Consider the following 19,086-nt stretch of genomic DNA (forward strand, 5'->3'; position numbering starts at 1 on the left):
TGTGATGAATGGAATGAATATTAATTTTTTTCTGATAATAATTGGACTCCTTGTTTTTCTATCCTCATGTCAAAGGGAAAGATCTGACTATATGAGTGAAGAACAGCGGCAGGAATTGGAAGCCGCTTACGATTCCCTGCAGTCCAATTACGAAGCACTGTTAACAAGCTACCAGACCGAGTCTGATACCCTGCCGGCGGAGTTGAAATCGCTCTTTTCCCAGATGCAACAGATGCACCAGCAAATGGAAACAAATCACCGCCAAATGATGGGCATGCACATGAGCCGGCATATGCAGGGCGATAAGATGATGGCAGAAGGCATGGGCATGCATATGCAGGATAACATGACCGGCGAATGGTATCAACAAATGATGAGCATGCATGACCGAATGGCAATTATGCACCAAAAAAGAGGTCAGCAATCAATGGCGGAGATGAACAGACGGCTCTCAGAGGGATACGGCAAGATGAGGCATATGACACCCAGTACTGATGAAACACCGGAAGTCCCCTTCAATGAAGAGGGAGATCCTTCGTTGCTTAACGGTGAATCCCTTTTTGCCCAAAATTGTGCTTCCTGCCACGGCAATAATGCAGAAGGAATTGGCAACGTCTTCCCTCCGCTTGCAGATTCAGAGTGGATTACCGGTGAAAAATCCGTCCCCATTCGCATCCTTCTTCATGGCCTTTCGGGAGAAATTGAAGTCAGCAAACAATCTTATCAGGGCAGCATGCCTTCTTTTAAAGCACGACTCAGCGCAGCGGAAATGGCTGCCATTCTGAATTACTTGCGTGCTGAAAGTGAAGGAGACCAATCGAATATTTCCCAAGAAGACGTTATTCAGGTTGCCAAAAAATACAATCAGCGATCAAGCCAATGGACCGCTGATGAGTTGAATATCAATGGGCAGGATTACCAGTAATATGAATGTAAAACCTAAAACAGCGCTTGTTCTCTGCGGTGGCGGTGCCCCGGGAACTACCGAAAATGGCTTTTATCAGGCAATGATGGAATATGAAGTGAAGCCTGGATTTTATCCCCGGTACTTCAACCGAAGCCATAAATGAAGCCTTTATTTCCTCAGAACTGAATATAATTCGTTTATAGAAAAGCTGGAAAGGAATTACTGCAACAATTTCGATTTATATGAAGAATCCAAATCCCGAACAAACCCATTTTACTAAAAAACGGTATAATGCCACATCAATTATTTATAACCTGATGGAGTGGCCGGTTGAACAATTATGGTATAAAAAGTGGCGGCAAAAGCTATGGCAGAACATCCACGGACCATCAGTATTGGAAATCGGAGTGGGGACCGGCAAAAACATCCCCTTTTATCCCGGAGAGATTAAGTTAACAGGAATTGACCTTTCCCCGGGCATGCTGAAACGAGCAAAACAACTGATAGCAGAAAAGCTGCAAGACAATGTCACACTCAAAGAAATGGATGCTCAGGACATGAACTTCCCCGACAACCATTTTGACGATGTGGTTGCCACCTTCGTGTTTTGCTCGGTTCCCGATCCCATATTGGGGTTAAAAGAAGCCCTGCGCGTCACCAGGCCCGGCGGCAAACTGCATCTGTTGGAACACATGCGTTCTGAGAACCCGGTACTCGGATTCCTGATGGATACGCTGGATACTCCAATCCATTATATAAGTGGCGTTCATATCGCCCGCCAGACAGTAGCAAATGTGGAAAAAGCTGGATGGAATATCGAACAGCTTCAGGATCTAACCGCAAAGGGCATCTTCAAAAGAATTGAAGCAACAAGACCGCATTAACCTTCCGTATCTTTTGCCAGCGAAAATTCGACTACAAAGGTACTCCCTTCGCCCTGCCCTTCACTGTAGGCACGAATTTTTCCGTTGTATAATTCTATAATAGCCTTAACGAGTGGCAATCCCAATCCACTGCCCGGACTTTCCTGAACATCCCGTTGATTAGCCCGATAGAATCGCTCAAACAAATGCTCTTTGGTTTCCTGGTCAAAACCAATACCCGTATCGGTTAGGTGTAAAACTGCTTTCCCGCTGGATCGCTGAAGCTGTAAGTCTATAGCTCCGCCTTCGGGAGTATATTTCAAGGCATTTTCCAGGAGGTTATTGAAAACCTCCTCGATATAAGCTCCATGCGCCCGAACCTGCAGGTCGGGCTCAATCTGCGTTTGGATTTTAACGTTCTTGCCCTCGGCATTTTCCTGGTATTTGTTCGCCACCACTTCTGAAATGCGGCTTATATTAACGAATTCCGGCTCAGCACGATGCACCGATTCAACTCTTGACAGCTGAAGCAACAGATGTACCATCTCGCTCATGCGGCGGGTTTCTGTTAACATCCGTTGAATGGTTTCCCGGTACTCCTGTTTTGAGCGGGGTTTGCGAAGCATAATTTCCGCATCGCTTTGCAAAGATGATAGCGGTGTCATCAGTTCGTGAGCCGCATCGGAGGTGAAGCGCTTTTCCCGTTCAAATCCTTTTTGAAGGCGATTGAGCATCACGTTGAAGGTTTCAGCCAAATCAGTAAGCTCGTCCCTCACCTGATAATTTACGGGGATGCGTTTATCCAGGTCTGTCGCCCTGATCGATTTGGCGGCATCAATAATCGAGGACACCGGGGACAACGCCCGGCGGGATAGCCAATACCCTCCGAGGATTGAAAAAACTACGCTTATGGCAATCAATGCCAATAAATATTGCCTGAACCGACTCAACTCCTCATGCAGTGTCCATTCAAAACCGGTAACCTCAAGCCAGCCGCATAGCTGACCACTGTCATCCATAATCGGATAAAACAGCGTTCGTGCCGGCAGGTCCTGCCACTGGCTGCTGAATGAGTATTCTTCGGCCGCATCAGGGATATCGGGTTCCAACTGCTGGTCGACACCGGCATAATTCGGACTGCTGTACTTAAGCTGCCCTTCGCTATTATACAGCCGCACGTAGGTTCCGTATTCGACGCCGCTTTTGAGGGCCGCATTGCGACTATAGCCTGACAAGTCAATAGCCAGCGTATCCCCGCCGGTATCGATGTGCGGGAGCAGCTGTTCAGCCTCGAACCGCAGATGGCGGTCATAATTGTGGTGAATCGACTGATGAAATAACTCATATAAAAAATAGCCGAAAGCACTTAGCATGATAAACAGGCTTACCCCATACCAAAACGCCAGTTTCTTGGAGATAGACAGGCGATCAAAAATGCTGGTTATCCTGCTCACAATCTTACTCATGTTCTTTTGTTAGCTCACTGCTTAATCGATATCCAGCGCCCCGTATGGTTTCAATAGCCTGGAAACGGTTCTCCAACAACTCTTTACCGCACTCTTCAAACGATTCGGCCAGCTTCTGACGCAGCGTTGAAATCGTAGCCTCAATCGTATTATCACTCACATGATAGGCCGAACCCCATACCCGCTCAGCCAGTTGGGTCTTGGAAAACACCGTTTCCGGGGCGCCCATCATCAGTTCCAACAGAATAAATTCCTTGGGCCGAAGCGATCGCTTAATGCCGCATACCTTCACCCAGTGTTTGCGCGTGTCCAGTTCAATAGGTCCCACGGTAAGAGCTTCATTATTCTGCAACTCTGAGGATCGCCGTCCCAATGCCCGAACACGGGCCAGCAGCTCTTCAAACGAAAACGGCTTGCCCATGTAATCATCGGCTCCCGCATCGAGGCCTGATACTTTGTGGTCCAGGTCCCCGAGCGCGGTAAGCATGAGAACCGGGAAGCTCCGGCCTTCCGCGCGCCAATGCTCCAGTATCTGCTTGCCATCGCGATTGGGCAGGCGCCAGTCCAGAATGACTATATCGTAATCATTCACCAATCCCTGAAGCTCCGCCTCTTCCCCATCGTGCATCACCTCAACTACGTGTCCTTCCTCTTCCAGTCCCCGCTTCAAGGTGTTTGCCAGCTGCTTTTCATCTTCCACTAAAAATATCCACATACAATAGACTTTTTGACTATTAACCAAACGGTCTTAAAATAAAGGATACTAACCATTAATGCTTTAAGCTTGATTTAAGGTTCGCCTGTTATATTCTGGTTCATTGTTGAAATCATATTTTTTAAGCTGCACAAAGAGCCCAACAACCAGCTATGAGTGAAGACAGTAACAATATGACACGCCGCCGCTTTCTACGATATACCGCTTCCATGGCGGCCATGGCCGGGGTAAGTTCCATCCTGCCTACCTACGCATTTGCAGGATTTAATCAGCGGGAAGTACTTCGGCCCCTGGGGCCTGACAACATAATTGACCTTGCCATTGGCAGGATGTCCCACAAGATCGATGGCAAGCAAGGAGAAGCGATTGGTATTAATGGCAGCGTACCCGGTCCGCTGATCCGACTTCAGGAAGGACAGGATGTAATGCTCCGGGTAACAAATAAATTGGATGAGACAACCTCCATCCACTGGCACGGGATCCTGCTGCCCTTCCAGATGGATGGGGTACCCGGCGTCAGCTTTGACGGTATTGCTCCCGGCGAGACCTTTGAATACCGGTACCCGGTACGGCAAAACGGTACTTACTGGTATCACAGCCATTCGGGCCTGCAGGAGCAGCTCGGCCATTACGGCCCCCTGGTTATTGATCCGGCTGAGGGGGATCCGGTTGAATACGATCGTGACTACCCGGTCGTGCTCTCCGACTGGACGTTTGAGGATCCCTATAAAGTATTGGCACACAGCGTAAAACAGGAAGGCTACTATAATTACCAGAAGCGAACAATTGGTGAATTTTTCAAGGATGTAAAACATGAGGGCTTTGGTGATGCCGTAAAAGATTATCTCTCCTTCGGAAAAATGCGGATGAGCGCGACCGACCTGCTGGATGTCACCGGTGCCACCTATACTTATCTGATGAACGGCCGCGGGCCGGAGGCCAACTGGAACGCGCTCTTCAAGAAAGGCGAAAAAGTGCGCCTGCGTTTTATCAACGCCTCGGCGGGTACCACGGCTTTTGACGTTCGCATCCCCGGACTGGAGATGACGGTCGTACAAGCCGACGGCCAAAACGTGGAGCCGGTCCCTGTTGAGGAGTTCCGTATCGGTATTGCCGAGACCTATGATGTCATTGTAGAACCCAAAGAGAAAAAGCCTTATACGATATTTGCGGAATCCCTGGACCGCAGCGGCTATGCCCGCGGGACCTTAGCGCCCCGAGAAGGAATGTCTGCAGACGTGCCAAAGCTTCGTCCCCGCCCCAGGCGCAGCATGAGAGATATGGGCATGGCAATGGACATGGACAGCATGGACATGGAAAGCGATGATATGGAAAGTATGGATCATGACAAGATGGATCACGGGGGCATGGACATGCCCCAGAGCCGCAGGAAGCCTGTCAAACATGGCCCCGGCAAGCACGGTCCAGGCGCCGCGGCCATTGCCCAAAACCAGTTCGACCGACTCAATGAACCCGGTATCGGCCTGGGCAACGACGGGCGTAAAGTGCTGGTCTATAACGACCTGAGGAGCCTGCGTCCCAACAAGGATAAACGCGATGCCCAGCGGGAAGTAGAGCTGCACCTGACCGGCAATATGGAACGCTACATGTGGACGTTTGACGGCAAAAAGTTTCATGAGGTGGATGGCCCTATCGAGTTCAAGCACAACGAGCGGCTGCGTTTGACGCTGGTCAATGATACCATGATGGAACACCCGATTCACCTGCACGGGATGTGGATGGAGCTGGAAAACGGCAACGGGCCCTACAATCCCCGGCAGCATACCCTGCTTGTGCAGCCGGCCCAGCGGATTTCGGCCCTCATTACCCCACGCGATAAAGGGCGATGGGCCTTCCACTGCCATATCCTGTATCACATGGAGCGTGGCATGTTCCGGGTCGTTCAAGTGGCCGATGAGGACGGCAGCATTTACGGACAGGACTATTCGTAAATAGATTACCGTAGACAAACATTTTCAAATAATATAGACCGTAACTCATGGATATCGTCAATTAATCCTCCTCCCCTCCTTTTCTAAGGAGGAACTCATAGATTAAAATATTGCCTGCTATTAGGTCCCTCCCTGGGAAAGAAGAGTTATGGGAGATTGAATATAGTTAGAAATGAATGATCCATTTTAATCCATCCGATTATTTACTAAAAACTCTGCTGTATAAATTTTTATTAAAATGAACACAATGAAATACGCGTCACCATTCATTCTCACTACCTTCGCAATCATTGTAATCGCCGGCAGCTCAGCTTTCGCTCAAAAAGCACCTGAATTCAGCAATGACCTGATGATGGATGATAAAACCTATGGCTACCTAATTGCTGAGAAGTTGGAATACCGCAGTGTCAGCGGCGCTAACCCCCTGATGTGGGAAGTACAGGGGTACGTGGGCAAGGATCTAAACAAATTCTGGTTTAAGTCCCACGGGGAAGCACTGGCTGCCGAAAGCGAAGCCGAAATGGAATTCCAGGGACTCTACAGCCGCGGAATTACTCCATACTTTGATATTCAGGGGGGCATCCGTTACGATCTTGCCTACGAAGGGAGCGGCAACCAGTCACGCGGTTTCGCCGTAGTGGGAGTTCAGGGCATGGCTCCTTACTTCTTTCATGTCGACGGCGGCATGTTTGTCAGTGAAGACGGCGATCTGTCTGCTTCCCTGGAAGCAGAATATGACCTGCTGTTCACCCAGCGACTCATTGGTCAGCCGATCTTCGAAACCAGCATTGCTGTCCAGGATGTCCCCGAGTGGGGCGTCGGATCCGGGATCAATAATATTGGACTTGGCTTCCGGCTTCGCTACGAGTTTGCACGGGAATTTGCGCCCTATATCGGCGTCAACTGGGAACGCAAGCTGGGGAAAACCGCTGATATGGCCCGCACCGGGGGACATGTCAGCACCCTAAGTATGCTCGGCGGCGTTCGCATGTGGTTTTAGTGGTTTATTCTGTTGCATTTACTATAACTAACACCATTTGACACAGTGGTGAGAATCTTATGTATGATTTCAATCTCTTTAGCAGAGAAGAGGTGGACGGTTTCTCTTTCCGTCTTTACGGGATCATTGGAACTTATTTATTGTTCAGGATTATGAAAAAAAGGATGGGATAGTAACGTTGCTTAGTTTACTTGTGAACAGCTTAAAGCACGTCAAATTCACCGTCAACCCAAACAATTCATTAACACGATGGATTTATTAAATTTATATGGCGAATCAGCAAAAACAGCACTCGGTTTTTTCTGGAAATCCGGCTGGGCATTTGTGCTTGGCTATTTTGTCAGCGGAATGATCCAGGCCTTTGTCCCAAAAAAAGAACTTACCAAGTATATGGGCGATGCCGATCTAAAAAGCATATCCCTGTCTACTTTCTTTGGAGCTGCTTCCTCATCCTGCTCGTTTGCCGCACTGGCAGCGGCCCGTTCCCTGGTCAAAAAAGGAGCCCATTTTGTTGCGGCAGTGGCTTTTATGTTCGCTTCCACCAACCTGGTTATTGAGCTGGGTATTTTGATTCTCATCTTTCTTGGTTGGCAGTTTCTTGCCGCTGAACTTATTGGCGGACTCGTGCTCATTGCCATTAGCAGCCTGCTCATCAAATGGACCTATCCGGAAAGCTGGCTGCAGGCAGCTCGTGAGAAAGTTGAAAGCGATGATGATGGTTTAACGGAAGATTTTGACTGGAAAAAACGCATCAAAAGTAAAGAAGGATGGCAGCTGGTTGGACACAAATTTGTCAACGACTGGAAGATGGCCTGGGAGGATATCCTGATCGGCTTTACTATTGCAGGATTTGTGGCCGTGCTGGTTCCCGAGTCGTTCTGGACAACGCTTTTTTTGGCTGATGCCCAACATCTGCCCGGCTGGCTGGTGACCCTGGAGAATGCCATTATTGCCCCTTTTGTAGCCGCTTCCACCTTTATCGGATCGATGGGTAATATTCCCCTGGCTACGGTTCTCAATCAAAACGGGGTGCTTTTTGCCGGGATTATGGGATTCATCTACTCAGATCTGATGGTCCCTCCTCTCGTACATATAAACGCCAAATATTACGGATGGAGAGTTGCACTGTATATTGCAGGAGTCATGTTTGTCAGTATTGTTCTTACAGCCTTAATCTTGAACGGGCTGTTCTCATTTCTGGATATTGTACCGGAAAGCCGGCGGGAAGTATCGCAGATCACCCAGTTTAAAATCGACTATACCTTCTGGATGAATCTTATCTTCATCTGGATCGCTGGAACGCTGGTATGGTTGCATAAGAAGTACATGCAAACCCACGAAATGAAAATGATGGATATGGAAAGCGGCGGCAAGATTAAGAATATTGCCGTAACATTGTTTATTATCATTAACATTCTGGGATTATCAGCATTCGTTTATACCCAACTATTTTAACTCAAAAATATCTGCCTATGGAACAGATTCCGGAATGGGCGCCCTACATACACCCAATTCTTGTTCACTTTCCCATCGGTATTTTTCTGCTGGCAGTTTTAATGGATTTACTAAACTTCTTCACCCGTTAACAAAAAGTAAAACTGAGACCTGGGGCCGTTGTAGTAATGCCCTGACATTTGCTTCCCGGGCATTACTATTTGGGGGACAGAGGTTGGTTAACAATACAGCTCTTTAGGGTTTCTATTCATTAATTTAACGGGCAGCCCTGTTCATTAAAGGACTCAAAGTTATTTTTCGTTGCTTCAATATCACCACCACTTACGGAATCATTAAATTTTTCAACTACTTCAGACACGGACAGGTCATAGCTGACATCAGGGTTGGACGCATTCAATAATGCAGCTACCGCATGACGTATAAGAGCGTTGACTTTTCCTCCCCGCAATTCAAGTCCTTCCAACAATGTCAGATCTTCGACTCTTCCCTGCTCTGGCCGAACAACATTCAAAGAGCCCGGGACATCAAAGGGATCTTCAATACTGTCGTCAGGCTTATAGGATGTCCATGAATCAAAATGATGCGGCTGTTTCCAGTATCCCGGCGTACATCCTTGTCCGCCAACTTGTTCAGGAACTTGAACAGACAGACCCGCCAGTGACCAAGTCAGGGAAGCGGGATTATTTCCCGGCGTGAAGATAATTGCAGTACTCTTTTTTGCTTATACATAAATTATCACCTTGATATGTATGTATTTGGAGGTGGGAGAGCTATTAAGCTCTTATATGTACTGTTTATTTAAAAGATCTGCCTTTTAAGGACAATCGGAGGAATTGTGTTTTTGCTGTAATATGATAGTCAACACAGAATTCACTCTTTTTACAAGGATCACATTGAAATTGCTACATTTTAGCTGATGAAATTGGTTGAGCATCTTTACATCATATGTCAATCTGAAGTCCTATAATCATTCGAGTAGGTTCAGAGAAAGTATTACCCTGTCTCCATAACAATATTATTGCGCCTGTCATTGTCAGCCAGACTAAGGTCCGCCAGCTTTTCACCGGCCTGGGTAATGGGAAGACATACGGCACTGGCACCGGCCTGAACTATATCATTGTGTTCTTCCTGCTGCATAGTCAGCGCATAGATCGAACCCAAATAATCGTTATTCCGGATATACTTAGTGGCGTTAACCTTGGATTCCGGTGTCCCTGACGCCAGTATTACCGAAGAAACATCCGTGAGGTCTATATTCTCCCATAGTTCTATATCCTGCATATCGCCATAGATGACACGGCGGCCTTCAGCGAGATTATGTTCGATGCGGGCCGGGTCGATATCCAGTCCCACAACATTTTTTTCATGCTCTTTCAGCCGGTCATAGGCGGCCTGGCCGGCGTTGCCCATCCCAACGATCAGGTAGTTGGCCGAACCCAGCGAAATCGTCTGCTGGTCGGGATGGGGAACATCCCGTTCAAGGGTGATAAGTTTTCTCTCTAATTTCGTCCATAGCTGATCTTCCCAGATTGAAAGCGGGGCATTCAAAGCAAATGAAACAGCTGTAAGCAGGGCAAAGCCAACCACAACGCCGGGCGGTATAAATCCGGCAGAGGCGGCCACGCTTCCCGCAATCAAAGTAAACTCGCTGTAGGAAGTCAATGAAATAGTTGCAATAAAGGAAGTTCGCGCACGGAGCTTAAAACCAAGCATCAATCCAAAGTACAGTAGTGACTTAACCGGAAGTATTGCTAAAGCAGCCAAAACCAGATAAAAATCTTGCAATTCGGGCAGACCTGCGAGGCCTACCTCAAGAAAAAAGCCAACTAAAAATGCCTCCTTGAGTCCCCATAATTTTTCAGTCAGTTCATCAGCCACCTCATGGCCGGATAGCAGCATGCCGGCTACCAGCGCTCCCAATTCAGAGGAAAGTCCCAATTCCTCAAAGAGCGTACCCCCGCCGATCGCCAGCATGAGGGCAAACAGCAGCTTGAGCTCCTCCTCCTGACTCAATTCCACCACCTTGATGACAGCCGGTCGAAGTAGCGGGAGTCCCAGCAACGCCAGGCTCCAGGTAGAAGGCGCTGTGCCGCTGGTAAGGCCGAGCAAGCCAATAGCTACCATATCCTGCAAAATGAGGATACCGATAGCTACACGTCCGTGAAAAGCCCCGAGCTCACCGCGACGCTCCAGGTTTTTAGCAGTCAAGACGGTGCTCGAGAATCCCAGGACGATCCCGATAATAATTGAAGAAACAAGATCATATCCCAGCGCCAGAGAAACCGGAATAAAAATACCCGCTGTAATCAGCAAATGAATACCTCCGGTACCGAGCACTTCAAGGCGGATAACATTTTTAAGGCGTAGGTGCAGGCCCACAGTAAAAAGCAAAAAGAGTACGCCCAGGTGCGCCACTTCGTGGAGTGCAGCTCCAGCTTCATATCCATATGCACCCAGCGCGGCCCCTGCTGCCAGGTAGCCTACCAGAGGTGGAAGTTTAATACGGGAAACCAACATCCCACAGATAAAGGCAACACCAACCCAAAGTATATCCATTGTTTTAAATTTAAATTAAAGCGAGAGTCTATTTTAGTACTTAAGTACTTATCGCGGTATAAATCACAACAGTTCTCTGCAAAATACAGTCTCATACGTTGTACTACTACCCAATTTTACTAACCTTTCTCTTCCTGTCCAGGTTTGGCGCCGCTATTCTCCCGTAAATTTGTTTACCCAATCATACAGCGTTTCCAACTATTTACCAACACGTCAAAGCCACCCAACTACTCAGCGCCATAAGCAATCATCTGCTCAATATCACTTCTGCTGCTGACATCGCACACGACCGTCATAGCATCATAGCACTGAATATTCTGGTGGTTATCCAGTATGTAATTTTCAATTTATTCATTGTGATAAAAGATATTTCTGTTATGATTAGTTGTTGTTGAGTTCAGATTCAAAGTGTGTTTTAATTCAATTCTTTGAGTAGATCCTTCACATTCAGTGGCTTGGTAACCATCCTGACCGAGCCGTTTTCGGTATACTCCCATTCCTCGCGCGGGCGATCGCGGTACAGCTCCACGCCATTGTCATCGGGATCCCTTAAGTAAATTGCTTCCGAAACGCCGTGATCGCTGGCCCCGTCAATGGGGTATTCCTCATCAATGAGACGCTGGAGGATTTCAGCCAGGTCTTTGCGCGTGGGATATAGAAAAGCGGTGTGGTAGAGTCCGGTGCTATTGCGTGGTGCAGGCGAACCGTCTTTGCTGTGCCAGGTATTGAGTCCAATGTGATGGTGATAGCCGCCGGCTGACAGAAAGGCCGCGTTCTCGCCATACATGGTGGTTAGCTCAAAGCCGAGCAGGTCGCGGTAAAATTCAAGGGCCTGATCCAAATCAGACACTTTCAAATGTACGTGCCCGATTTGGGTCTGGGACGGTGTGGTATAATTGTTTTCCATAATTAATTATTCTTTTGAATTCGTAGGCTTCGCATATCTTCCAATTCATTCGATCACTTAAACAGCTACAGCTTCATTTTCATTTATCACTTTTATTCCAGCACTCCATCGCGCCAACTCGTCCAACATAGTGCTCGCAGCCTTCTTTATTTCATCATTAGGAATAAGCTGATCTTCATCATTTATAAATTGAGTGAAAACGGAATACTTACTGCCTCTAACAGAGGGGCCATTTTAAAAAGTCAATGGATTGTGATCCCAACTGTCCGTTTGCTCCTGTTATTAGTATCATAATGTTAATTTTTTGAAGTTGAGTTCTGATTTAGTTGTGAAGTATCTTCCAGCCGGCCAGCCAGTTGTATTCGTTTTTGATCGTAAGCTGCATGAGTAGCAACTGCATACGCTCCAGGGTGCCGCTAACCGACAGGTCTCCCGCAACGATCGGATTGAAGCCCACTGTTTCTACCAGTTCGATGACAGACTGTATGGCTTTCTCATCATCACCGGCAATAAAAGCGTCAACCTGCTTACCGTTGATAACCGGCTGTTCAAAGTCAGCTGCAAGCGTGGTGTTAAATGCTTTTACCACCTTAGAATTTGGAAGCCACTGCTGCAGCTCTTCGGCCGCACTGGTATCAGGATCAGTGATCAACTGGCTAAAATCTTCATCTATGGGATTGGCCATACTGATCATGATCTTCTGGGTTGCAACTTCACGTATCTTATCAGCCAATTCTTTTTCGGCCCCGTGGGGAACAGCCAAAATAATGATATCGGCCTCCCAGCTGGATTCATGAGGACAATTCATGAGTTCTACATCAGCTTTCGGATGGTCCAGAAGGATTTCCTCATGTAATGAACCCAGTTGTTCAGGGTTGCGGTCAAAAAGTAGCAGGCGGTAATTGCCTTCGGCAATACTTTTGGCAAAGGCGGAGCCCATATTTCCACCGGCTCCGATGATAGCAATTGTTTGTTTGGTAATAGGCATAATGGTACATCTGTTTGTTGGTTGTCTTAATTTCTTACTGTAAAGGTAGCCTGCCAATGTCCCCTTGTCATTGACATGTGTTAGGAAAAACCCTTGACATATGTCAAAAGAGCAATGCGGATAACTTTCGCTGTCAACTGTGATCCGGTTTATATAAGTTGGAACAAATAACGCGTTAACCTTATTCCGCGGTCGCTATGATTATCCAACACAAAGACGGAAATAGTAAAGGATCATTTTTTATTGAAGAGAACAGTGAAATAAAAGCCGAAATTACCTATTCAAAGGCCGGTTCAGATAAAATAATTATTGACCACACCGAAGTATCCGATGAACTTCGAGGCCAAAATATCGGAAATGAATTGGTTGAGCATGCGGTGAATTATGCTCGTGACAATGAACTGATGGTAATTCCACTCTGTCCATTTGCCAAATCGGTTATTGAGCGGGATGAGTCATTGCAGGATGTACTGAAATAGCATAATCACCTAACTATTTACAATACCTGTCACGATGAAACAAAACTCATCAGCAAGTCAAAAGAATTATTCATGGCCCGAACTGCCTGCTCCGGCCGAATGGCAAGAGACACTTGAGATGATTTACCTATGGTCGCAAATGGCTGAAAATTCGGATGAGCTGCTGTTTGCCTTCCTTCAGTCAACCAATGAGGCGTCTGATGTGAACAGCGACTGGGATAGAAAGTCTTTGGGAAAAGATGAAGGGGTTGGGTTAGCTGCTAAACTGGCCGCGTACCCGACTTAATGTCTCGGGACTGATGCCCAGGTACGAAGCCACCAGATTCAGGGGTACCCGGTTCATGAACTCCGGATTCTGCTCTATCAGACGGTTGTATTTCTCTTCGGCGGTAAGCCCAAGCGCATTTTCCACACGTTGTTGCAGGGCCACATAGGCATTCTGGAGAATAATACGATGGTAGCGTTCATAGGCAGGAATTTCCTCTAACAGCTTTTCGTGGTTTTTACTGTCAAGCACCAGAAGCTCACTGTCTTCAAGCACCTCAATATTTAAGTTGGTTGGCTTCCTGGTGAAGAAACTTTGCAGATTTGCCATCCACCAGCCTTCAAAGGCAAAACGTATAACATGCTGGTTGCCTTTTGAATCCACGGAGTAAGAATAGAGCGAACCCTTTTCCACAAAAGCCAGCTCGCGGCAAACATCGCCTTCCTGGAGCAGGAATTGCCGTTTAAGCATTCGCTTGGGACGGAATTTTTTTTTGCACATCTCCCACTGCTCATCGGTTAACGAGACATGCTCCTGAAAACTTTCTTTTAGTACCTGATACATTTGTTGCTGGCTTGGAGATTGTCACCTTGTTTATGCAAATTGTCTTATCAAAGATATCTGAAAATGTACAGGGAATAATCAGAAAATAAAAAAGCGGATACCCTCCGGAAGAGAATACCCGCTTGGTATGCGTAGGGACGTATACTGTTGTTTTAGCTTTGGATAAACTGAACGTTCATCTGCAGCTTTATCTTATCTCCCACAACCACGTTGCCTGCCTCCGTTACAGCATCCCAGGTCAGACCAAACTCTTTTCGATTAATCGTTCCGGTCACTTCGAATCCCGCTTTTGTATTTCCGTAGGGATCGCCGACCGTCCCGCCGTGCACCACATCCAGGGAAACTTCTTTGGTGATGTCACGGATAGTCAGATCACCGGTAACCTTGTATTCTCCTTCCCCGGCTTTTTCAAAGTTTGTGGACCCAAACTTAAGCTGCGGATACTCTTCCGCATTAAAGAAGTCTTCAGACTTCAGGTGCTGGTCGCGATCCTCGTTATTGGTGGTAATGCTGTCGATGTCAGCAGTAAAGCTTGCTTTGGCATTTTCAAAATCGTCGCCGTTGGCTTCAATTTTTCCATCGTACGAACCAAATCTCCCGGTAACGGTCGAAATCACCAGATGCTTCACTTTAAATTGAACTTCTGAATGCGTTGGATCTATATTCCACAAGGTTTTAGTTGCAGTAGTCATTGTGTTATTACTTTGATGTTAAACAGTTTGTTCGCTCCTAACATAGCGAGTCTTTTCTGTAACACCATTGATATATGACAGGAAATAGTCTTGATATATGTCAAAAGACGCGTAAAATTTAACCAATTCATAAACTGGCCCCTGACAACCGGAAAGTGGTAGATGATAATACCGATAAAATGATTATCAATGAGTTTATAAAATTGTGGGACGAGTCTGATAGCAGAGTGCGAGAAGACCTGATGAAAACAGTGATCCAGTCATTAACGTGGATAATGATATAATACTGGAGATATTGAGATCAACTTTTTAGCTGACAAAAAGCTGGAAGCAGAATGGACTGAAATAAAAAAGTGCGAACCTGGAAACGTCCATGTTCGCACTTTAGCTTTACGCGGCTCCCCGTACACCGATAGTATGCGGAAAGTTTTTCCTTAAAATGGGCTATAAGAGTCTTAAGGCGGGGTCCTAAAGGAAATAAGTACAAAATTGACTACCAAAAACTACTCAATTTGCACCCAAATTTTAATGATGCGAACCAAAAACTTTACACAAAAATTGTTAACTCAAAAGCACAAAAACCCAAGAAAAAGAGCAAAAGCAGAGAGGAACAAAGAGAAATATTTCAGGAGCTATTGGCCTCCGGAGAGGTAGACACACAAGCTGAAATTGCCCGTAGATTTGATGTTAGTCGTGCCTGGGTTTCGAAGGTATTATCCTAGTTCTTTAGTTTCTGAAAGAATTGATTGTGCCACAAAATCCCATGCTGCCTCATCAGGTAAGCTTGCCAATCGGTAGTTAAGGATCTCCATTAGATACTCGTTAAGGCGTACTTCCTCCTCACCAAGATTGCTTTTACCCTGCAGCGGTTGGAGGTTAGCTGCCGCTCCTGTTGCCATATCCCCTATCTCCCAGAGATCACTATCGTCAGGCTCCTGCATCTTTACATACTTAACCTCTTTACCTATTAGACGCTCAAACCGCACTTGTACATCTGGTATCAACTTGCCATCAATGGCATAGCTAATATCCCTGTATAGTTCAATCAATGACATCCATGCGGTTGTATTGTATCCATTTTCACGCATCTCGTTAATCTCCTTGGCCAGGGGACGCCTTTGTAAATATCTGATCATAAGATTTGGGAGCATTTCTATTAAACTCCTTTTACAATTCGCTTTCTTGCCCCCCATCTTCAGAAGGAATTTTGTGCCTATATTAGAGTCTAGTTCTTGGTAACCCAGGATATCTTCAATCAATAATTTACATATAAATTATTGTTATCGTTGCATTTATTAAATTATTTATCTATAGTTATTATAAGGATTATAATTAATAATAAAGAGGAGGTTACCAATGGGTGATGAAAAAAGACAAGAAAAAGTAGATCAAAAGCAGGAAAAAGGGGGATCGTTAATACGTGGTGCTGATGGAGCTCTATATTTTATTCCAGATGAAAAACTTAGTTCTTTTAAGTTGCCAGAAGAAGAAGCTTATCTTGCGGAAAAGCTACTTTTTCATCCAGATAATTTACAATTTACTTCTTCTATTAGGGGTCGCCTTGTAAAGGATTCTTTGGGTTTGCGTGCAGGAGGATCTACTACAGTCAGCATAATGAATCTAAGTTCAATTCGTCAATTGAAGCGTTGAGTTACACATGGTTCGCCTACTCAATGGTATTGAACCAGTCCCAAAAACATTTTATAGCGGTACTCAACGCCTGATTACACCAGAGAACACACTTTTACGTATTAATTGCTTACTAAAAGTAATGGGTATCACGCGTGTAGCCAATGTTACAGGACTGGATTCAATTGGTATTCCAGTGGTAATAGTAAGCAGGCCCAATTCCCGATCGCTAGCTGTTTCGCAGGGCAAGGGGCTAAATTTAGCTTCAGCGAAAGCTTCAGGTATAATGGAGTCTATTGAATCTTACCATGCGGAACATATCACACTTCCGTTAAAGTATGGTAGTTATGAGGAATTAAATTACACCCACCGCTTGGTAGATGTGGAAAGACTTCCCAAGATATCTGGAGGGCTATATCATCCTAATTTAAAAATATTATGGATTGAAGGGTACGATATTATTCAGGATGAGTTAGTCTGGATACCTTATGAAATGGTACATACGGATTATACCCTCCCCCTTCCCGTTGGCAGTGGTTGCTTTCCAATTACTTCTAATGGTTTAGCTTCAGGAAACCATTTTCTAGAAGCAGTAAGTCATGGTATTTGTGAGGTAGTAGAACGTGATTCAACTACACTTTGGAGATACTTTTCCGAAGAAAAAAAACTTAAATCTCGGATTAATTTGAATACCGTGGACCATGTTCATTGCCTTAGAATATTAGAAAAATACAAGAAAGCTAATATTGAAGTTGCAGTGTGGGATACAACTACTGATGTTGGGATACCTTCTTTTCTATGTACAATAATTGGAAAAGAGAACAACCCCCTTCGACCGCTTTATTCAACTTCTGGCATGGGTTGTCATCCCGTTCGGCATATTGCTTTGCTACGTGCACTTACAGAAGCAGCCCAGAGTCGACTTACATTCATTGCTGGATCTCGTGATGATGCTATCCGAGGTAAGTATGAACGTTATCTAAATCAGGATATACATCAATACTTTCGAAAGCAACTTGAAATAAAAGGTCCCTTACGTAAATATTGCGAGATTCCAACATGGGAAAGTAAAACTTTAAATGAGGATGTAAGTTGGGAAATTTCCAAACTTACTTCGGCAGGGTTAAAACGAGTCATAGTGGTTGATTTGACAAAAAGTGAGTTTGATATACCTGTCGTTCGAGTTGTTATTCCAGGCCTAGAAAGTACAGATGAAGCACTAGGTTATGAACCGGGAATTCGTGTCAAAAAACAGCTGGAGAATTCCACATGAGCATCTATATTTTTACTGGACCTACAATTGCTTCAGATGAAGCACGAAATACACTTGACGCCATTTATCTACCCCCTGCCGAACAAGGTGATGTCTATAGGGTGGCACTAAAAAAACCAAAGATAATTGGTATTATTGATGGTTATTTTGAACGTGTGCCCTCTATTTGGCACAAAGAAATATTATGGGCGATGTCCAAAGGCATACATGTTTACGGGAGTGCTAGCATGGGCGCACTTCGTGCAGCTGAGTTAGAACAATTTGGGATGATTGGAGTTGGGAAAATTTTTGAATCTTTTCAAAAAGGGACTCTTGAGGATGATGACGAAGTTGCCGTGATACATGGAAACGAAGAAAATCATTATCAGACTTTATCTGATGCAATGGTCAATATTCGCCATACTTTTGCTAAGGCTGAAGCAGCCAAAATAATTAGCCCGGCAACGCGAGAAATATTGGTTAAGATCGCTAAAAATTTTCATTACCCTGAACGTAAATATCAAACGATCTTGCAAAAGGGTGGTGATGAGGGTTTATCTAAAGAGGAATTAGACTTGCTAAATAATTGGCTACCTACAGGCAAAGTTGACAAAAAGCATGAGGATGCACTCTTAATGCTAAAAAAAATCAATGGTTCCCTTAATGATAATTTAAAACCCAAAAAAATCACATATTCGTTCGAGTACACTGAAACTTGGGATAATTTACGACGATTTTCCGGGGAATTAAAGATAGATTCTGATGCAAATTCCGATATGATTTTACTAAATAGAATAATAGATGAACTAAGACTCGACAGTGAAATTTATCCCAAGGCCTTCCAAGGTGCAATGATACGCCTTTTAGCAATTGATGAAACGTCTAGATTAAACGTAACTATTTCAGATAATATGTTGCAACAAACAATTAATAAATTTAGAATTGAGCGTGGGTTAATTAAACCAATAGAATTCAAGAATTGGCTTGAAGAGCAACACCTTACCAAAGACCAGTTTTTTCAGTTAATTAAAAGTGAAGCACGACTTCAGTGGATGGAAAATTTATGCTTGTCAGACGTAATGACTCAAATACCAGATTATTTACGATTACATGGTTTATACAGCGAACTATGTGAACGTGCCAAATCTAAACAACGCCTTCTTGAATCTCATGGTTTAGAGAATCCCCAACTGGCCGAGGTAGGGTTAACTGAAGAAAGTTTAATAAAATGGTATTTTGATGAACGTTTAAATCATCCAATCGTTGAAGATATAAAGCAGTACACAAAAGGAATTGGGATTGAGGATTTAGATGAATTTATTCGTATGGCATTACGTGAATTTTGTTTTCTAAAGTATAAAAAGGAAAATCAAAACTCATAAAAAATCGAGAGTGT

General features: G+C 45.1%; 20 protein-coding genes. 11 read left to right on the forward strand and 9 right to left on the reverse strand.

The genetic code is table 11. From position 1 onward, the window contains the following. Nucleotides 1–91 precede the first annotated feature (91 nt). Nucleotides 92–925, forward strand: coding sequence for a c-type cytochrome (locus BUB16_RS14495; RefSeq protein ID WP_170864413.1), 834 nt, complete (start codon nucleotides 92–94; stop codon nucleotides 923–925). Between the two features lie 224 nt (nucleotides 926–1,149). Next, complete coding sequence (locus BUB16_RS14500) at nucleotides 1,150–1,791, forward strand: class I SAM-dependent methyltransferase (RefSeq protein WP_073065940.1); 642 nt, start codon at nucleotides 1,150–1,152, stop codon at nucleotides 1,789–1,791. On the opposite strand, the gene BUB16_RS14505 is transcribed toward BUB16_RS14500, so the two are convergent. Together BUB16_RS14505 and BUB16_RS14510 are read right to left on the reverse strand one after the other, a co-directional pair. Beyond that, entirely contained in the window at nucleotides 1,788–3,236 is a 1,449-nt protein-coding gene (locus BUB16_RS14505) for a sensor histidine kinase (protein WP_084088315.1), read from the reverse strand. The two genes, BUB16_RS14500 and BUB16_RS14505, sit on opposite strands and share 4 nt — an antisense overlap. Further along, on the reverse strand, nucleotides 3,229–3,951 hold the full coding sequence (locus tag BUB16_RS14510) for a response regulator transcription factor (RefSeq protein ID WP_073065943.1): 723 nt from the start codon (nucleotides 3,949–3,951) through the stop codon (nucleotides 3,229–3,231). The genes BUB16_RS14505 and BUB16_RS14510 overlap by 8 nt, the downstream gene beginning before the upstream one ends. A gap of 152 nt (nucleotides 3,952–4,103) precedes the next feature. Here BUB16_RS14510 and BUB16_RS14515 point away from each other — a divergent pair, with 152 nt between their 5' ends. From BUB16_RS14515 to BUB16_RS22265, 4 genes are all read left to right on the forward strand, one after another. Continuing rightward, a complete protein-coding gene (locus BUB16_RS14515) occupies nucleotides 4,104–5,903 on the forward strand; it encodes a copper resistance system multicopper oxidase (protein WP_073065946.1) in 1,800 nt (599 codons plus the stop codon). Nucleotides 5,904–6,150: 247 nt separating this feature from the next. Continuing rightward, nucleotides 6,151–6,903, forward strand: coding sequence for a copper resistance protein B (locus BUB16_RS14520; protein WP_244545706.1), 753 nt, complete (start codon nucleotides 6,151–6,153; stop codon nucleotides 6,901–6,903). Nucleotides 6,904–7,152: 249 nt separating this feature from the next. Further along, nucleotides 7,153–8,358, forward strand: coding sequence for a permease (locus BUB16_RS14525; protein WP_073065952.1), 1,206 nt, complete (start codon nucleotides 7,153–7,155; stop codon nucleotides 8,356–8,358). Between the two features lie 17 nt (nucleotides 8,359–8,375). Next, complete coding sequence (locus BUB16_RS22265; protein WP_350354141.1) at nucleotides 8,376–8,489, forward strand: DUF2231 domain-containing protein; 114 nt, start codon at nucleotides 8,376–8,378, stop codon at nucleotides 8,487–8,489. A 119-nt stretch (nucleotides 8,490–8,608) separates the two neighbouring features. Here the strand turns inward: BUB16_RS22265 and BUB16_RS14530 are convergent, their stop codons facing one another. From BUB16_RS14530 to BUB16_RS14550, 4 genes are all read right to left on the reverse strand, one after another. Then, nucleotides 8,609–8,821 carry a hypothetical protein gene (locus BUB16_RS14530; protein WP_073065954.1) on the reverse strand — a complete coding sequence of 71 codons (213 nt, stop codon included), beginning with the start codon at nucleotides 8,819–8,821 and terminating at the stop codon, nucleotides 8,609–8,611. Between the two features lie 530 nt (nucleotides 8,822–9,351). Then, nucleotides 9,352–10,914, reverse strand: a complete 1,563-nt coding sequence (locus tag BUB16_RS14540) for a cation:proton antiporter family protein (RefSeq protein WP_073065961.1) — start codon at nucleotides 10,912–10,914, stop codon at nucleotides 9,352–9,354. A gap of 415 nt (nucleotides 10,915–11,329) precedes the next feature. Then, nucleotides 11,330–11,821 (reverse strand): VOC family protein, encoded by a 492-nt coding sequence (locus BUB16_RS14545; protein WP_073065964.1) that lies wholly within the window; start codon nucleotides 11,819–11,821, stop codon nucleotides 11,330–11,332. Between the two features lie 322 nt (nucleotides 11,822–12,143). Further along, a complete protein-coding gene (locus BUB16_RS14550) occupies nucleotides 12,144–12,809 on the reverse strand; it encodes an NADPH-dependent F420 reductase (RefSeq protein ID WP_073065967.1) in 666 nt (221 codons plus the stop codon). A 197-nt stretch (nucleotides 12,810–13,006) separates the two neighbouring features. Between BUB16_RS14550 and BUB16_RS14555 the strand changes: the two genes are divergently transcribed. Together BUB16_RS14555 and BUB16_RS14560 are read left to right on the forward strand one after the other, a co-directional pair. Continuing rightward, nucleotides 13,007–13,288 (forward strand): GNAT family N-acetyltransferase, encoded by a 282-nt coding sequence (locus BUB16_RS14555; RefSeq protein ID WP_073065970.1) that lies wholly within the window; start codon nucleotides 13,007–13,009, stop codon nucleotides 13,286–13,288. 34 nt (nucleotides 13,289–13,322) lie between these two features. Further along, nucleotides 13,323–13,574 carry a hypothetical protein gene (locus BUB16_RS14560; protein ID WP_073065973.1) on the forward strand — a complete coding sequence of 84 codons (252 nt, stop codon included), beginning with the start codon at nucleotides 13,323–13,325 and terminating at the stop codon, nucleotides 13,572–13,574. Here BUB16_RS14560 and BUB16_RS14565 read toward each other — a convergent pair. From BUB16_RS14565 to BUB16_RS14580, 3 genes are all read right to left on the reverse strand, one after another. Next, complete coding sequence (locus BUB16_RS14565; protein WP_073065976.1) at nucleotides 13,542–14,117, reverse strand: Crp/Fnr family transcriptional regulator; 576 nt, start codon at nucleotides 14,115–14,117, stop codon at nucleotides 13,542–13,544. The genes BUB16_RS14560 and BUB16_RS14565 overlap by 33 nt on opposite strands. 152 nt (nucleotides 14,118–14,269) lie before the next feature. Continuing rightward, entirely contained in the window at nucleotides 14,270–14,809 is a 540-nt protein-coding gene (locus BUB16_RS14570) for a YceI family protein (protein ID WP_073065980.1), read from the reverse strand. Nucleotides 14,810–15,522: 713 nt separating this feature from the next. After that, nucleotides 15,523–16,068: a hypothetical protein gene (locus BUB16_RS14580; protein ID WP_073065986.1), complete on the reverse strand. Its 546-nt coding sequence runs from the start codon at nucleotides 16,066–16,068 to the stop codon at nucleotides 15,523–15,525. A 97-nt stretch (nucleotides 16,069–16,165) separates the two neighbouring features. Here BUB16_RS14580 and BUB16_RS14585 point away from each other — a divergent pair, with 97 nt between their 5' ends. The 3 genes from BUB16_RS14585 to BUB16_RS14595 are packed head-to-tail and all read left to right on the forward strand — an operon-like array spanning nucleotide 16,166 to nucleotide 19,072. Then, nucleotides 16,166–16,459, forward strand: coding sequence for a hypothetical protein (locus BUB16_RS14585; protein ID WP_073065988.1), 294 nt, complete (start codon nucleotides 16,166–16,168; stop codon nucleotides 16,457–16,459). Between the two features lie 7 nt (nucleotides 16,460–16,466). Then, entirely contained in the window at nucleotides 16,467–17,711 is a 1,245-nt protein-coding gene (locus tag BUB16_RS14590) for a YcaO-like family protein (RefSeq protein WP_073065991.1), read from the forward strand. Then, nucleotides 17,708–19,072 (forward strand): TfuA-like protein, encoded by a 1,365-nt coding sequence (locus BUB16_RS14595; protein WP_073065994.1) that lies wholly within the window; start codon nucleotides 17,708–17,710, stop codon nucleotides 19,070–19,072. The genes BUB16_RS14590 and BUB16_RS14595 overlap by 4 nt, the downstream gene beginning before the upstream one ends. Nucleotides 19,073–19,086 lie beyond the last annotated feature (14 nt).

This window comes from Fodinibius roseus (assembly GCF_900129315.1).
GTDB classification, from domain to species: domain Bacteria; phylum Bacteroidota; class Rhodothermia; order Balneolales; family Balneolaceae; genus Fodinibius; species Fodinibius roseus.

What these genes read in the sequence shown, in the direction of transcription:
- BUB16_RS14500 (WP_073065940.1), top strand. Translation starts at nt 1,150, where the DNA reads ATGAAGAATCCAAATCCCGAACAAACCCATTTTACTAAAAAACGGTAT.
- BUB16_RS14505 (WP_084088315.1), bottom strand. Translation starts at nt 3,236, where the DNA reads ATGAGTAAGATTGTGAGCAGGATAACCAGCATTTTTGATCGCCTGTCT.
- BUB16_RS14590 (WP_073065991.1), top strand. Translation starts at nt 16,467, where the DNA reads ATGGTTCGCCTACTCAATGGTATTGAACCAGTCCCAAAAACATTTTAT.
- BUB16_RS22265 (WP_350354141.1), top strand. Translation starts at nt 8,376, where the DNA reads ATGGAACAGATTCCGGAATGGGCGCCCTACATACACCCAATTCTTGTT.
- BUB16_RS14555 (WP_073065970.1), top strand. Translation starts at nt 13,007, where the DNA reads ATGATTATCCAACACAAAGACGGAAATAGTAAAGGATCATTTTTTATT.
- BUB16_RS14495 (WP_170864413.1), top strand. Translation starts at nt 92, where the DNA reads ATGAGTGAAGAACAGCGGCAGGAATTGGAAGCCGCTTACGATTCCCTG.
- BUB16_RS14520 (WP_244545706.1), top strand. Translation starts at nt 6,151, where the DNA reads ATGAAATACGCGTCACCATTCATTCTCACTACCTTCGCAATCATTGTA.
- BUB16_RS14515 (WP_073065946.1), top strand. Translation starts at nt 4,104, where the DNA reads ATGAGTGAAGACAGTAACAATATGACACGCCGCCGCTTTCTACGATAT.
- BUB16_RS14570 (WP_073065980.1), bottom strand. Translation starts at nt 14,809, where the DNA reads ATGACTACTGCAACTAAAACCTTGTGGAATATAGATCCAACGCATTCA.
- BUB16_RS14545 (WP_073065964.1), bottom strand. Translation starts at nt 11,821, where the DNA reads ATGGAAAACAATTATACCACACCGTCCCAGACCCAAATCGGGCACGTA.
- BUB16_RS14595 (WP_073065994.1), top strand. Translation starts at nt 17,708, where the DNA reads ATGAGCATCTATATTTTTACTGGACCTACAATTGCTTCAGATGAAGCA.
- BUB16_RS14565 (WP_073065976.1), bottom strand. Translation starts at nt 14,117, where the DNA reads ATGTATCAGGTACTAAAAGAAAGTTTTCAGGAGCATGTCTCGTTAACC.
- BUB16_RS14550 (WP_073065967.1), bottom strand. Translation starts at nt 12,809, where the DNA reads ATGCCTATTACCAAACAAACAATTGCTATCATCGGAGCCGGTGGAAAT.
- BUB16_RS14585 (WP_073065988.1), top strand. Translation starts at nt 16,166, where the DNA reads ATGGGTGATGAAAAAAGACAAGAAAAAGTAGATCAAAAGCAGGAAAAA.
- BUB16_RS14510 (WP_073065943.1), bottom strand. Translation starts at nt 3,951, where the DNA reads ATGTGGATATTTTTAGTGGAAGATGAAAAGCAGCTGGCAAACACCTTG.
- BUB16_RS14560 (WP_073065973.1), top strand. Translation starts at nt 13,323, where the DNA reads ATGAAACAAAACTCATCAGCAAGTCAAAAGAATTATTCATGGCCCGAA.
- BUB16_RS14540 (WP_073065961.1), bottom strand. Translation starts at nt 10,914, where the DNA reads ATGGATATACTTTGGGTTGGTGTTGCCTTTATCTGTGGGATGTTGGTT.
- BUB16_RS14525 (WP_073065952.1), top strand. Translation starts at nt 7,153, where the DNA reads ATGGATTTATTAAATTTATATGGCGAATCAGCAAAAACAGCACTCGGT.